The following is a 13,958-nucleotide window of genomic DNA, read 5'->3' as shown; positions in this document are numbered from 1 at the left end:
GTGACTGGGTATGGGCTAGATAATAGATTGCATATATCGATAGAAAAACCCGATAATGGACAATTGTTTGTTGCGTAAATCGAGCTAATCATGGATAGAATCACCGCCGCAGAGGTCTTTGTCGCGATTGTTGAGCGGGGCAGTATGATTGCCGCCGCCGAGTCGTTGGCGATGTCACGCGCCATGGTGACACGCTATCTGGCGCAGATGGAGCAGTGGGCAGGGGTGAGATTACTGCACCGGACAACCCGAAAGTTGAGTCTGACTCACGCGGGGGAGGCGACACTTGAGCGCTGCCGACGGATGCTGGAGTTTGCTCAGGATATGAATGCCGTGGTGGGGCCGGAGAGCGGCGGCCTGCATGGCTTATTGCGCATCAGTTGCTCTCAGTCACTTGGGCAGAGCGCGCTGGTGATTGCCGTCACTGACTATCTGCGCCGCTATCCGCAGGTTGCAGTTGATTTGCAAATGAATAATCGCGCGGTCAATTTAGTCGAAGAACGTATTGATCTGGCGTTACGTATTACCAATGAGCTAGATCCTAACCTGATAGCCCGGCCACTCGCTACTTGTCACTCAGTGGTCTGCGCCTCACCCGCTTATCTATCTGCCAAGGGGGTGCCGAAAAATCCATCTGACCTGGCGCTACACAACTGCCTGACCTACTCCTATTTCGGCAAAAGTTTATGGCATTTTGACCAGCAGGGCGTGAAGTCATCTGTTGCCGTCGGGGGGAATTTGAGCGCCAATGAGTCGGTCGTTTTACTTAGCGGGGCGCTAGAGGGGGCGGGTATCACCTTGCAGCCCAGCTACTCTGCCGCGCCTTATATTGCCCGTGGGGAGCTGATAAAGTTATTACCTGATTATCAACCGCAGGCTATGGGTATTTACGGTATCTATACTTCTCGGCGACAAATGCCCGCAACATTAAGGACAATGTTAGATTTTCTGGTGGAGTGGTTCGCCACACATCCGCTGCCTAACTAAAGTTACAGCGCTACTAACCATTACTGGTAATAATTTGATTTGCCTGCTACCTATATGGCGGGTGGATATTGTCTGACTGGGAGCTTCTATTATGCCTGTTGCGCTGTTGGCATTAGCACTGTGTGCCTTTGCTATTGGAACCACCGAATTTGTCATTATGGGGCTGCTACCTCAGGTAGCGGGTGATTTACACATTTCGATTCCGACCGCCGGTTGGTTAATCAGTGGTTATGCGCTGGGGGTGGCGATTGGCGCTCCTATCATGGCGGTGCTGACGGCTAAGTTACCGCGTAAAAAGACATTATTGCTGCTGATGGTGATCTTTATCATCGGTAACCTGATGTGCGCCATGGCATATAGCTATGATTTCCTGATGCTGGCGCGGGTGATTACCGCGTTGTGCCACGGGGCTTTTTTTGGTATTGGGGCGGTGGTGGCTGCCAATCTGGTCGCGCCTAATCGTCGAGCTTCAGCGGTAGCACTGATGTTTACTGGCTTAACCCTCGCCAATGTGCTCGGCGTACCATTGGGGACTGCGCTGGGGCAGACTTTTGGCTGGCGATCCACATTCTGGGTAGTTTCGGTTATCGGCTTATTCTCTCTGGCCGCGCTCTACCGCAAGTTACCCTCATCTTTGGAAGAGGCTCCGACCGAATTACGTAAGGAAATTGCCGCATTACGGGGCGGCGGGATCTGGCTCTCTCTGCTGATGACGGTCTTTTTTGCCGCCGCGATGTTTGCTCTCTTTACCTATATCGCGCCTATTTTGACCGAAGTGACACAGGTTTCTGAGCAGGGTGTCAGTTGGACACTATTGCTGATGGGGGTGGGCCTGACACTGGGGAATATTGTCGGTGGGCGGCTAGCCGACTGGCGCTTATCTGTCAGTTTGACGGTGACATTCTTGCTCATTGCGGTGCTATCAGCCCTGTTTAGTTGGACCAGTTACTCCTTATTAGCGGCGGAGGTGACACTGTTTCTCTGGTCAGCGGCGGCATTCTCGGCGGTGCCGGCCTTGCAAATTAACGTGGTCACCTATGGCAAAAAAGCGCCTAATTTGGTGTCGACACTGAATATTGCGGCGTTCAATGTCGGCAATGCATTGGGCGCGTGGGTGGGCGGTATGGTCATTGCGCGCGGACTCGGTTTGACGGCGGTTCCACTGGCAGCGGCAGGGCTGGCGGTTATCGGGCTGCTGCTGTGCCTGTTTACCTTTTCCCGCGCGCGGGCGGGTAAGATGAAGGCAGCTTAGTTAAGTCAGTATCAGTTGACTATTGCTGGGTGATCACCTTGGCCAGCCGCTGTTGGAAGGTGATTGCCTGCTGTTTTAAGTGCTCGATAAAGGTATCTACCAAGGTGGATGATGGCCGATGTATCGGCTGTATCAGGCTGATAGTAAAGGGGATCTCGACACTGAAAGGCCGCACGCAAACCCCTTCCTCCATCCCTTTGCTGATATAATCCAATGCCGTCAATGGGTTAACGATTGATACGCCCACCCCTTCCCGCACCATGGCACACACCGATGCGGCGCTGTGAGTCTCCAGCACTAGCCTGCGGCTAATACCTTGTTCAGTAAACAGATTATCCAGCAGTTGGCGATAACTATCGGTGACTGACAGACTGATAAAGTTTTCGCCATGAAAATCTTGTGGCGTCAGCACGGATTTTTCCCGCAATGGATGGTCGCCAGGCAATACACAGACCTCATTGACTGTCATCAGTGCATGGCGCAATGTTCCTGCTGGCGTCTGAGTATTCTCGGTCAGCCCCAAGTCATAGCGCTGGGCTGAAAGCCACTCCTCCAGTAAAGGGGACTCCTGCGGGATAACACTCAGACTCACTTCCGGGTAGCTTTCAATAAAGGGTTTGCACACGGCGGGTAGCAGTGATTGCGAAAACACCGGCAGACAGGCAATCGACAACTGCGCCTGTTGAAATTGGCGGATCCCTTCGGCGGCTTGCCGGATGCGGTCAAGGCCGTAATAGGAGCGCTGTACCTCTTCAAATAGCCGCAAGCCTTGTACTGTTGGGTAAAGGCGGCCCCGCACGCGATCAAAGAGTTTTAGTTGGACTAATTGCTCGAAGCGGGCCAGTTCACGGCTGACGGTGGGTTGTGACGTTTGCAGTAGCAACGCCGCTTCCGTCAGGTTGCCAGTGGTCATCACACCATGGAATATCTCGATTTGTCGTAGGGAGATGGCGGGCATCACGGCGCTCCTGCGGTGGCGTAAAAATAGTCTAAACCATATCATAAATGAATAGACTCTGGCTAAATAGATATTTTCATAACAAGAATAGGATTGTTAATAATAAGGTATCAGCGAAACCGTTTCTTTCGCTCAACATATTGATTGACCCAATTATTAGGAAAACCCTATGCCGCGCGCACTTAACGACACCTCTTCGGCCCTGACCGCCCAAAACCTGATTGCTCTGCCTGAGCGTTTTGGCTGCCCTGTGTGGGCCTATGATGGTGACATTATTACTCAGCGTATCAATCAATTACGCCACTTTGATGTAATCCGTTTTGCGCAAAAAGCCTGTTCGAATATTCATATTCTGCGCCTGATGCGTGAGCAGGGGGTCAAAGTGGATTCAGTCTCGTTGGGTGAAATTGAGCGCGCACTAATTGCTGGTTTCCAGCCGGGGCAAGAACCGGCCGAAATTGTGTTTACTGCTGATCTGCTGGATCAGGCCACCCTATTGCGGGTGACGGAGTTAGCTATTCCGGTCAATGCTGGCTCCATCGACATGCTGGATCAACTGGGGCAACAGGCGCCCGGCCATCCCGTTTGGCTGCGCGTCAACCCAGGTTTTGGTCATGGTCACAGCCAGAAAACCAATACGGGGGGGGAAAACAGCAAGCATGGTATCTGGTATCAAGATCTACCGCAGGCTATCGAGAAAATAGCGCAGTACGGTTTAACCCTGGTCGGTATTCACATGCACATTGGCTCGGGTGTTGACTACCAACATCTGGAGCAGGTCTGTGACGCGATGGTTGAGCAGGTGGTAACGCTGGGGCAGGATATCAGCGCAATTTCGGCAGGCGGCGGCTTGTCGATCCCTTATCAGTTTGGCGATGATGAGATTGATACCGAGCATTACTACGGCTTATGGAACAGCGCCCGTGAGCGCATCGCCGCCCACTTGGGTCATCCGGTCAGCCTGGAAATTGAGCCGGGCCGTTTTCTGGTGGCGGAGTCTGGTGTGCTAATCGCGCAGGTGCGGGCGGTTAAAGAGATGGGTAGCCGTCACTATGTGTTGGTGGATGCGGGCTTTAACGATTTGATGCGCCCTGCGATGTACGGCAGCTACCACCATATTTCGCTGCTACCGGCGGATGGGCGCTCACTCAGCGCTGAACCGCTTATTGAGACGGTGGTCGGTGGCCCGCTTTGTGAGTCAGGTGACGTCTTTACTCAGGAAGCGGGGGGCGGGCTAGAGACGCGGCCACTGCCTGCGGCCCGAATTGGCGACTATCTGGTGTTCCATGATACCGGCGCTTATGGCGCGTCGATGTCATCTAACTACAACAGCCGCCCGCTATTGCCGGAAGTGCTGTTCGAGCAAGGGCAGCCGCGTTTAATCCGCCGTCGGCAAACCATCGAGGAGCTGATCGCGTTAGAGTTGGTTTAATGACGGCAGTCCACCGCTTCACTCCTCGACCACGGTTTGCGGGCTGGCGACAGAGTGGCGGCGCACCAGTGTCGGGCTAAACATATTGGTTATCTCTGGCAGCGGAGTATGGTTGGCCAGCGCCAGTGCTAACTCCGCCGCTTGTGTTGCCATCGCCACTACCGGGTAGCGGATGGTGGTCAGTCGTGGTCGCAAATAGCGAGAGATCAAAACATCGTCAAAACCGATCAGTGAGATCTCTTGCGGCACTTCGATGCTGTTATCACTGAGAACCGACAGGGCGCCTGCGGCCATGGAGTCGTTATAACAGGTGACGGCGGTGAAATGTTTGCCACGGCCAAGCAGGTCGGTCATGGCTTGTTCGCCACCGATCTCATCCGGTGTACCGTAAGAGATCAAACGATCATCAACGGCGATATCAAACTCTTTTAGTGCATCCAGATAGCCTTGCAGGCGGTCAATGGCATCGGAAATCTGATGGTTGGAGCAGATAATCGCTATCCGCTTATGGCCTTGCTGAATCAGATGGCGAGTGGCCAACCAGGCACCGTAACGATCATCTAATGCGACACAGCGGGTTTCGAAGCCGGGCAGAGTGCGATTGATCAGCACCATGCCGGGAATTTGTTCCATTAGTGAGGTCAATTCTTCATCAGATAATTTTTTGGCGTGAACCACCAGCGCGGCGCAACGATGGCGGATCAGTTGCTCGATAGCCTGGCGCTCTCTCTCCGCATCATGGTAACCGTTACCAATCAGCAGGAAATTACCGGTGGCATAGGCCACTTGTTCTACAGCTTTTACCATGGAGCCAAAGAAGGGATCTGACACATCAGAGACAATCATACCGACAGTTTCGGTGGATTGCTGGGCCAACGCGCGGGCATTGGCATTGGGGTGATACTGCAACTGCTCCATGGCGCTAGATACCGCCACACGTGATGCCTCACTGGCCTTAGGCGAATTATTGATAACACGAGATACCGTCGCGACGGAAACACCCGCCAGCTTGGCAACATCCTTAATAGTGGCCATTTTTCTTCCAGAAATTTTTAGGGTAATCGCTTACATCACTCAGTTTTGCGGAAAACCGCCTTGCCCGCAAGGGGGGATGATCGCAACTTGGTGAGAAAAAACTAAAGAAAAAGCAATTAGGCGTATTAGCGGTTGCTTTCGCGACTCCAGATGCACTATTGCCCCCTATCGCTGGCATTTTCCTTAGTACCAAAACATCATATTTAGTCGAAATTGTGCTTTGGTTTTATGACCTGATGGGTGTTAAGTTTACCTTCTAATCAATCGTCTGAGATACCCATGTCCATCATCCGTTACCCTCAGCTTGCCCACTGGGGCGCTTATACTGCTGTCGTCGAAGATGGCAAGTTGATCCGCTGTGAGCCTTTTGCCGATGACTCCAACCCTTCGCCACTACTGGCATCCATCACGCCGATGGTTTATTCCGACAAACGTATTCGCAAACCAGCAATACGGCGTTCATGGCTACAACAGCGGGAGAGAAGTGATCGCACCCTGCGCGGGCGGGAGGATTTTGTCGAGGTAGATTGGGATGTGGCGTTGGATTTAGTGGCCGAAGAGAGTCGCCGGGTGCGGGATCGCTATGGCCCTTCAGGGCTATTTACCGGCTCATATGGTTGGTCTTCTGCTGGGCGTTTACATCACGCACGCTCATTAGTCCGGCGTTTCTATTTCGCTGGCGGTGGTGGTGTCGATCAAATGGGCAATTACAGCTGGGGATCGGCACAGTTCTTCCTGCCCTATGTGATTGGGACTTTTAGCCCGCTGACTGGCAGGGTGACATCATGGCCGAGTGTGGTTGATCATTGCGAGCTGTTTATCGCCTTTGGTGGACTGGCACTGAAAAATGCCCAGGTCTCTTCTGGCGGCTCGGCGGAACACTCGCTAAAACCCTGGCTGGAGAAGCTGGCGCAAAAAGGCACGCCGGTTATCAACATCAGCCCGATGCGAGACGACTGCCCGGCTTTTGTCAATGCGGAGTGGATACCAATCCGCCCGAATACCGATGTGGCACTAATGCTGGCGCTGGCTTATGAAATCCAACGCTTTGATGGGCAGGATGAATCTTTCCTCGCCACCCACTGTGTGGGCTATGAGCAATTAGCGGATTACATCCGTGGCGTGAATGACGGTGTGGCGAAAACACCGGATTGGGCCAGTGAAATTACCGGCATTCCGGCGGCAAGAATTAGCCAATTAGCGCAGCAACTTATTGGTGTGCGCAGCTTTATGACCTGCTCCTATTCAGTACAGCGCGCCCATCGCGGCGAACAACCTTACTGGATGGTGATTGCGCTATCGGCCATGTTGGGGCAAGTGGGGCTGCCCGGCGGCGGCTTCTCATTTGGTCACGGCTCGATGAATGGGGTGGGTAACCCGCGTATCGACACCCCTGGGCCAACAATGCCTGTCGGCAAAAATCCCTCCGGGCTGGCGATCCCAGTGGCGCGGATTTGTGACATGCTGCTACAACCGGGGCAGCCTTATCAGTTTCAGGGCGAAACCCACACCTATCCCGATATTCACCTGGTGCATTGGGCGGGCGGCAATCCATTCCACCATCATCAACAGCTGAATCGGTTGGTGGAGGGGTGGCAAAAGCCGGATACGGTAATTGTGCAGGATATCTGGTGGACACCGGCGGCTAAAATGGCGGATATCGTGCTGCCAGTGACCAGTTCGCTGGAGCGCAATGATATTGGCGGCTCATCACGGGATCGCTATGTTCTGGCAATGCATCAGGCTATTGCGCCACAGCATCAGGCCCGCAACGACTTTGATATTTTCGCCGATCTGGCTGAACGGCTGGGTTATCGCGACGACTTTACCGAGGGCCGCGATGAGATGGCGTGGATTCGGCATATCTACCAAGAGTGCGGTGTTGCCCAACAGCCGCATGGGGTTGAGTGGCCAGATTTTGCGACATTCTGGCAGCGGGGCCATGTTGATCTTCCGGCACCGCAACAAGAGTTCGTGTTCTTCGATAACTTCCGTAGCGATCCACAGGCGCATCCGCTACAGACACCCAGTGGCAAAATTGAGCTGTTTAGTGAGAAGATCGCCAGTTACCAATATGCCGATTTTGCGCCACATGCCGAGTGGAAACCGCCGGTAGAGTGGCTGGGCGCGCCCGAAGCTGGGCAGTGGCCGCTGCATTTGATCTCGATTCAACCGGCAGATCGCCTGCACAGTCAGCTCGATCCCGCGCCATTAGCGCAGGGCAATAAAACTGCGGGCCGTGAAACACTCTATATGCATCCACAAGATGCGGCCAGCCGCGAAATTACCGATGGCAGTCAGGTGCAAATCAGCAATTTACGTGGCAGCTGCCTGGCGGGGGTACGGATTACTGATGGTGTGACCCGTGGCGTGGTGCTGATGGCAACCGGTGCTTGGTTTGATCCCGGTTTTGGTGGCAAGCAGCATAAAGTTGAGCAATCGGGTAATCCTAATGTCCTGACTTTGGATATTGGAACCTCTCCCTTGACCCAGGGGCCGAATGCGATGAGTTGTTTAGTGGAGGTCGCACTTTGTGAATAGGGGCGCTACTGCAATGAATTACAAACCTTTTCGCCTTTTTGACAATGTTCACTGCTGGTTACACTTTGCACGCAAATGTTTCGATTGCTAGCTAGCTGTGGCAGCACACAAACGGCTATCCTGATTGTCCCAGAGGTATTAATTGGTGAGTAATCAACATACGCTGTGTGTTAAAAACCAGTTTTTGATTTGCACCGACCTACGCAGATGCGTAGGTTTTTTTTTATTTGTTCGCGCCCGCCACTTTCAGCTTCTCCCTACAGATAAATCCGCCACTATTATAGTATTCTCTCTTTATCGGATTCATTGACTTATAGAGAGACAGAGATGGTTTATCGCTTGCTGCGCACTCTTTTTCGTGGGTTATTTCGTGTCACCATTGAGGGGGTAACTGACCAGTTTACGCATCAGAAACTGATCATTACGCCCAATCATGTCTCCTTCCTCGATGGTATTTTGTTAGCACTCTTTCTGCCGATTAAGCCGGTTTTTGCGGTCTACTCCAGTGTCACCGAGAGCTGGTTTATGCGCACTCTCAAGCCATACGTCGATTTCGTCGCCCTCGATCCCACCAAACCCATGGCCATCAAACAGTTGGTCAGAATGGTCGAACAGGGCAGGCCGGTGGTGATATTCCCTGAAGGGCGCATCACCGTGACCGGTTCATTGATGAAAATCTATGATGGTGCTGCATTTGTTGCCGCGAAATCCGGTGCAGCGGTGGTTCCCATCCGGTTGGAAGGCCCCGAATTTAGCCGCTTTGGCCGATTAGCTGAGGTACTGAAAGTCCGCTGGTTCCCGAAAATCAGCATTTATGTCTTACCCGCCACCCATCTACCGATGCCGCAAGCGCCGCGCGCCCGTGAGCGCCGGGTTCTGGCTGGTGAGCGCTTACATGCCATTATGATGGCGGCCCGCATGGCTATTGTGCCACGAGAAACCCTGTTTGAAGCGCTGCTGGCGGCCCAAACTCGCTATGGGCGCTTTAAGCCCTGTATCGAAGATATCTCCTTTAAGGAGGATAGTTACCAAACGTTGCTGAAGAAGATCCTTGGTGTCAGCCGTATCTTGCAACGTTTTACCGCGCCGGGGGAGCACGTTGGCATGTTACTGCCAAACGCGACCATCACGGCGGCGGCTATTTTCGGGGCTTCAGTGCGCGGGCGCATTCCGGCGCTGCTAAATTACACCTCGGGTGCCAAGGGGCTGAAGAGTGCGATGACTGCGGCCTCATTGAAAACTATCGTCACATCGCGCCAGTTTTTGGAGAAAGGTAAGCTGACACATCTGCCGGAACAGGTGACTGAGGCCAATTGGGTCTATCTGGAAGATCTCAAAGATACCGTGACACTCGCAGATAAGTTATGGATTTTATTCCACTTATGCTGCCCACGCCGGGCGATGCTGCCACAGCAGGCTGATGACAATGCCCTGATTTTGTTTACCTCCGGCTCTGAAGGCAATCCGAAAGGGGTGGTGCATTCGCACGCCAGTTTATTGGCGAATGTTGAACAAATCCGCACTATTGCCGACTTTACGCCCCGTGATCGCTTTATGTCGTCACTGCCGCTGTTCCATGCCTTTGGCTTGACCGTTGGATTATTCACCCCGCTGATGACCGGTAGCCGCGTATTTCTTTACCCCAGCCCACTGCACTATCGTGTAGTACCCGAGCTGGTGTATGACCGTAACTGTACCGTGCTGTTTGGCACCTCAACCTTCCTGGGCAACTACGCCCGCTTTGCGCACCCCTATGATTTTGCTCGCTTGCGCTATGTGGTGGCGGGAGCCGAGAAGTTAGCCGATAGCACCAAGCAGATTTGGCAGGACAAATTCGGCATTCGCATTTTGGAAGGTTATGGCGTCACTGAGTGCGCGCCAGTGGTGGCTATAAACGTGCCGATGGCGGCGAAAGTGAATAGTGTCGGCCGCATTCTGCCGGGGATGGAGTCTCGATTGATTAAGGTGCCAGGCATCGATCAAGGGGGGCGTTTGCAGCTACGCGGCCCCAATATCATGCGCGGCTACCTGCGGGTAGAAAATCCCGCGGTACTGGAGCCGCCTTCGGCTGAAAATGCGCAGGGTGAACGGGAGGCCGGTTGGTATGACACCGGTGATATTGTTGCCATTGATGAGCAGGGGTTCTGCGCGATTCGTGGTCGAATGAAGCGTTTTGCCAAATTGGCGGGCGAAATGGTTTCACTAGAGAGCGTGGAGCAACTGGCACTGCGAATCTCGCCAGAGGGGCAACATGCTGCGGCGGCTAAAACCGACAGTGCCAAAGGTGAGGCCTTGGTGCTGTTTACCACCGACAGTGGGATGACCCGCGAGCAATTGATAAAAGCCGCGCGCGCGAGCGGCGTGCCTGAGCTGGCCGTCCCGCGGGATATTCGGGTGGTGAAAGCATTGCCGCTGCTCGGCAGTGGTAAACCTGACTTTGTGACGTTAAGCAAAATGGCGGAAGATCCGGAGATGAGCGTATGAGTCAGCAAGCAATAGCCGATAAACCTTTGTTATCCCGAGGGATGATTGCGGTACTCTGCGCCCAGTTTTTCTCGGCATTTGGCGATAATGCGCTGCTTTTTGCCACCCTGGCGCTCATTAAGCAACAGTTATATCCCGACTGGAGTCAGCCCATTTTGCAGATGGCTTTTGTCGCGACCTATATCATTCTGGCACCTTTTGTCGGGCAGTTTGCTGACAGTTTCGCGAAAGGGCGAGTGATGATGGTGGCGAACGGCTTGAAGTTAGCTGGCGCGCTGGTGATCTGCTTTGGTTTCAATCCCTTCTTGGGCTATAGCCTGGTGGGGGTTGGGGCTGCGGCTTATTCACCGGCTAAATATGGCATCTTGGGTGAGATCACCTCCGGCGAGCAACTAGTGAAAGCGAATGGCATGATGGAAGCCTCGACTATCGCCGCTATTTTACTGGGTTCAGTGGCCGGCGGTGTGCTGGCCGACTGGAATTTGATGGCCGCCTTAGGGGCCTGTGCGCTGGTGTACGCCATTGCGGTGGTCGCCAACTTATTTATTCCCCGCTTAGCGGCTGCCCGTGTGGGCAGCTCATGGCGGCCTCGGGCGATGACGAGCAGCTTTTTTACCGCGTGTCGACTCCTATGGCGTGACGGCGAAACTCGCTTCTCACTGGCGGGAACCAGCCTGTTTTGGGGGGCGGGGGTCACGCTGCGCTTTCTGCTGGTACTCTGGGTGCCTATCGCGCTAGGGATTACCGATAACACCACGCCGACCTTACTCAATGCCATGGTGGCGATAGGGATTGTGGTTGGCGCTGGAGCAGCCGCGCGCTTTGTTACCCTTAAAACTGTGAAACGCTGCCTACCCGCAGGTGTGTTGATTGGGGGGGTGGTGGCCATTTTCGCCCTGCAACACAGTATGCCAATGGCTTATTTGCTGTTGATTATCATCGGGATTTTGGGCGGATTTTTTGTGGTGCCACTCAATGCCTTGCTACAAGAGCGCGGTAAACAGAGTGTTGGTGCGGGTAATGCTATCGCCGTGCAGAATCTGGGTGAGAACACCGCCATGTTGCTAATGCTGGGTTTGTTCTCAATGGTGGTCAAACTTGGGGTGCCCGTGGTGGCAGTCGGCGTGGGGTTCGGTGTGATATTTGCACTGGCTATCGCACTACTTTGGGGCTGGCAGTGGTGGCAACTGCGGCATAAAACGGTGGAGTGACGACAGCCAAACCAAAGAGCGCATTAATGCCGCAGGTGAATGCAAGGGGTGGATCAATCAGGGCATTTTGTCGGTATTGGCTCAGGGGTTAAAGCGCCCCAGAGCCAGATATTATTGGCCTTCAGGGGCGTCGGTTAATGGCCCTTGGCCGCCTCTTCAATCAACGCGATGATCTCATTGGGATGGGAAGCCAGAGAGGCATGGCTGGAGTCGAGACGAATGGTTTTCTTCGGTTTCATCCGTTCAGTAAACCACTGCTGAGTTTCTGGCGGGATCATATTGTCCTGATTGGAAATCTGATACCAACTGGGTTTAGTTTTCCACGCCGGTTCTGCCGAGACGTCTTCAAAGCAGTGGCCTGAGGTCGGTTTCTGCGCGACAGCCATCACGATGGCTTCGGTTTTGTCTAAGTCGTGACAGAAACTTTCGTGGAATTTATCCCGCTTAATCCAAAGAAAACCATCTTGATCCGGAACCAAATTGGCTGCACCGGAAGGGAGGTCGCGCAGTTGGAAAATAGAGCCGAGGCTTTCACCTTTATCTGGCGCAAAGGCGGCAATATAGACCAGCCCGACAACCTGCGGCAGGTCGCCAAGTTGCGAAATCACCATCCCGCCATAGGAGTGGCCTACCAGAATCGTGGGGCCTTCCAGTGATGCCGCCAACTTTTTCGTACGTTCCACGTCATCTGCTAATGATGTCAATGGGTTTTGTACCGCGTAGACAGGATAGCCCTTGTCGTGTAGCGCAGGAATAACATGACGCCAGTGAGAGCCATCACCCCATGCGCCGTGTACCAATAGGATATTCGGTTTTTTTGCCATTTTATGCCCTGTATTATCAGTAAAGAACATTAAATAGGGATGTGGATAGGCTGATATCAGCTCTACCACAGACCCCTAAAGTATAGTTCAGGCATAGCTTTCCTGGAAACGTCGGCCGATATCACGGGCGGATGGCCTCGTTGATCCGCGAAGCTGAGCGGCCTTCTGTCATTTGAATTCAGGCGCTTATGGTGCAGGAAAAGTGAAGCGAGTATGAATCTCTTCCAATGCATCTAACACTTCCTGACTCAACACCACATTCTGGCTATCAATATTACTTTTCAGCTGCTCCAGTGTGGTTGCACCTAACAGTGTGCTGGCTACAAAGGGTTGTTGCCGCACGAAGGCCAATGCCATCTGCGCCGGATCGAGGCCGTGACGTTTTGCCAGCGCCACGTATTCAGCGACAGCTAACTGAGGTTGGCTGCCGGTATAACGGGTGAAACGACTGAACAGAGTATTGCGTGCACCAGCAGGTTTTGCGCCATTAAGGTATTTGCCGCTCAGGGTGCCGAATGCGAGGCTGGAGTAGGCCAGTAGTTCAACTCCTTCGTGCTGGCTAATCTCGGCTAAACCCACTTCAAAGCTGCGGTTAAGCAGGCTGTAGGGGTTTTGAATCGACACAATGCGCGGGAGATCATGTTTCTCTGCCAGTTGCAGATAACGCATTACTCCCCACGGCGTTTCATTCGAGACACCAATATAACGAATTTTACCGGCCCGCACTTGCTCATTCAGCGCTTCCAGGGTTTCAAGCAGGGTCACAACGGCGGTTTGTTCGCTATAGCGATAGTTCAGCTTGCCAAAACAGTTGGTCTCCCGCTGTGGCCAATGTAATTGATAAATATCGAGATAATCGGTATTGAGCCGCCGAAGGCTATCTTCCAGTGCGATGCGAATGTTTTTCCGATCCAGCGCCATATTCGGACGAATCGGCTGATCGCTGCCGCGAGATGGCCCGGAGACCTTGCTGGCTAAGATGATTTTATCCCGGCTACCGCGTGCTTTTATCCAATTCCCGATGTATTGCTCGGTTAACCCTTGGGTTTCTGGCCTTGGGGGAACAGGGTACATCTCTGCGGTATCGATTAAGTTAATACCAGCTGCAACGGCATAATCCAGTTGAGCATGGGCATCGGCTTCACTGTTTTGCTCACCAAAAGTCATGGTGCCCAGACCCAACAGGCTGACTTCTAGTGAACTGTGGGGGATACGATGATATTGCATTGCCGAC

At 53.4% G+C, this 13,958-nt stretch carries 10 protein-coding genes; 6 read left to right on the top strand and 4 right to left on the bottom strand.

Annotated elements, in window-relative coordinates; translation table 11 throughout:
- Positions 1 to 90 precede the first annotated feature (90 nt).
- Complete coding sequence (locus tag HRK25_RS01890) at positions 91 to 987, top strand: LysR family transcriptional regulator (RefSeq protein WP_005272867.1); 897 nt, start codon at positions 91 to 93, stop codon at positions 985 to 987.
- A gap of 91 nt (positions 988 to 1,078) precedes the next feature.
- Positions 1,079 to 2,239, top strand: coding sequence for an MFS transporter (locus HRK25_RS01885; RefSeq protein ID WP_005272869.1), 1,161 nt, complete (start codon positions 1,079 to 1,081; stop codon positions 2,237 to 2,239).
- A 19-nt stretch (positions 2,240 to 2,258) separates the two neighbouring features.
- Here HRK25_RS01885 and HRK25_RS01880 read toward each other — a convergent pair whose 3' ends face one another.
- Positions 2,259 to 3,197, bottom strand: a complete 939-nt coding sequence (locus tag HRK25_RS01880; protein WP_032897283.1) for a LysR family transcriptional regulator — start codon at positions 3,195 to 3,197, stop codon at positions 2,259 to 2,261.
- A 169-nt stretch (positions 3,198 to 3,366) separates the two neighbouring features.
- Between HRK25_RS01880 and lysA the strand changes: the two genes are divergently transcribed.
- Complete coding sequence (lysA, locus tag HRK25_RS01875) at positions 3,367 to 4,629, top strand: diaminopimelate decarboxylase (protein ID WP_005272872.1); 1,263 nt, start codon at positions 3,367 to 3,369, stop codon at positions 4,627 to 4,629.
- A gap of 18 nt (positions 4,630 to 4,647) precedes the next feature.
- Here the strand turns inward: lysA and galR are convergent, their stop codons facing one another.
- A complete protein-coding gene (galR, locus tag HRK25_RS01870) occupies positions 4,648 to 5,664 on the bottom strand; it encodes an HTH-type transcriptional regulator GalR (RefSeq protein ID WP_005272873.1) in 1,017 nt (338 codons plus the stop codon).
- Positions 5,665 to 5,943: 279 nt separating this feature from the next.
- Between galR and HRK25_RS01865 the strand changes: the two genes are divergently transcribed.
- The 3 genes from HRK25_RS01865 to lplT all read left to right on the top strand — a co-directional run bounded on the left by HRK25_RS01865 (position 5,944) and on the right by lplT (position 11,900).
- Positions 5,944 to 8,205, top strand: coding sequence for a molybdopterin guanine dinucleotide-containing S/N-oxide reductase (locus tag HRK25_RS01865; RefSeq protein WP_005272875.1), 2,262 nt, complete (start codon positions 5,944 to 5,946; stop codon positions 8,203 to 8,205).
- 327 nt (positions 8,206 to 8,532) lie between these two features.
- The gene (aas, locus tag HRK25_RS01860; RefSeq protein ID WP_005272877.1) at positions 8,533 to 10,689 is read left to right on the top strand and encodes a bifunctional acyl-ACP--phospholipid O-acyltransferase/long-chain-fatty-acid--ACP ligase; all 2,157 of its coding nucleotides are present in this window, start codon (positions 8,533 to 8,535) and stop codon (positions 10,687 to 10,689) included.
- Positions 10,686 to 11,900: a lysophospholipid transporter LplT gene (lplT, locus tag HRK25_RS01855; RefSeq protein ID WP_032897285.1), complete on the top strand. Its 1,215-nt coding sequence runs from the start codon at positions 10,686 to 10,688 to the stop codon at positions 11,898 to 11,900. Before aas ends, lplT begins: the two co-directional genes overlap by 4 nt.
- A 134-nt stretch (positions 11,901 to 12,034) precedes the next feature.
- Here the strand turns inward: lplT and HRK25_RS01850 are convergent, their stop codons facing one another.
- Both HRK25_RS01850 and HRK25_RS01845 read right to left on the bottom strand, forming a co-directional pair.
- Positions 12,035 to 12,724 carry an alpha/beta hydrolase gene (locus tag HRK25_RS01850; RefSeq protein ID WP_032897319.1) on the bottom strand — a complete coding sequence of 230 codons (690 nt, stop codon included), beginning with the start codon at positions 12,722 to 12,724 and terminating at the stop codon, positions 12,035 to 12,037.
- 186 nt (positions 12,725 to 12,910) lie between these two features.
- Positions 12,911 to 13,951 carry an NADP(H)-dependent aldo-keto reductase gene (locus HRK25_RS01845; protein ID WP_005272884.1) on the bottom strand — a complete coding sequence of 347 codons (1,041 nt, stop codon included), beginning with the start codon at positions 13,949 to 13,951 and terminating at the stop codon, positions 12,911 to 12,913.
- Between the last annotated feature and the right edge of the window lie 7 nt (positions 13,952 to 13,958).

Source organism: Yersinia bercovieri ATCC 43970, from assembly GCF_013282745.1.
Lineage (GTDB): Bacteria > Pseudomonadota > Gammaproteobacteria > Enterobacterales > Enterobacteriaceae > Yersinia > Yersinia bercovieri.
Note: the sequence above shows the minus strand (reverse complement) of the source record. Positions and strands in the feature narration are given on the sequence as shown.

Bases quoted from the DNA above. Each gene is read 5' to 3' on its own strand.
- HRK25_RS01890 (WP_005272867.1), top strand. From the start codon at position 91: ATGGATAGAATCACCGCCGCAGAGGTCTTTGTCGCGATTGTTGAGCGG.
- HRK25_RS01885 (WP_005272869.1), top strand. From the start codon at position 1,079: ATGCCTGTTGCGCTGTTGGCATTAGCACTGTGTGCCTTTGCTATTGGA.
- HRK25_RS01880 (WP_032897283.1), bottom strand. From the start codon at position 3,197: ATGCCCGCCATCTCCCTACGACAAATCGAGATATTCCATGGTGTGATG.
- lysA (WP_005272872.1), top strand. From the start codon at position 3,367: ATGCCGCGCGCACTTAACGACACCTCTTCGGCCCTGACCGCCCAAAAC.
- galR (WP_005272873.1), bottom strand. From the start codon at position 5,664: ATGGCCACTATTAAGGATGTTGCCAAGCTGGCGGGTGTTTCCGTCGCG.
- HRK25_RS01865 (WP_005272875.1), top strand. From the start codon at position 5,944: ATGTCCATCATCCGTTACCCTCAGCTTGCCCACTGGGGCGCTTATACT.
- aas (WP_005272877.1), top strand. From the start codon at position 8,533: ATGGTTTATCGCTTGCTGCGCACTCTTTTTCGTGGGTTATTTCGTGTC.
- lplT (WP_032897285.1), top strand. From the start codon at position 10,686: ATGAGTCAGCAAGCAATAGCCGATAAACCTTTGTTATCCCGAGGGATG.
- HRK25_RS01850 (WP_032897319.1), bottom strand. From the start codon at position 12,724: ATGGCAAAAAAACCGAATATCCTATTGGTACACGGCGCATGGGGTGAT.
- HRK25_RS01845 (WP_005272884.1), bottom strand. From the start codon at position 13,951: ATGCAATATCATCGTATCCCCCACAGTTCACTAGAAGTCAGCCTGTTG.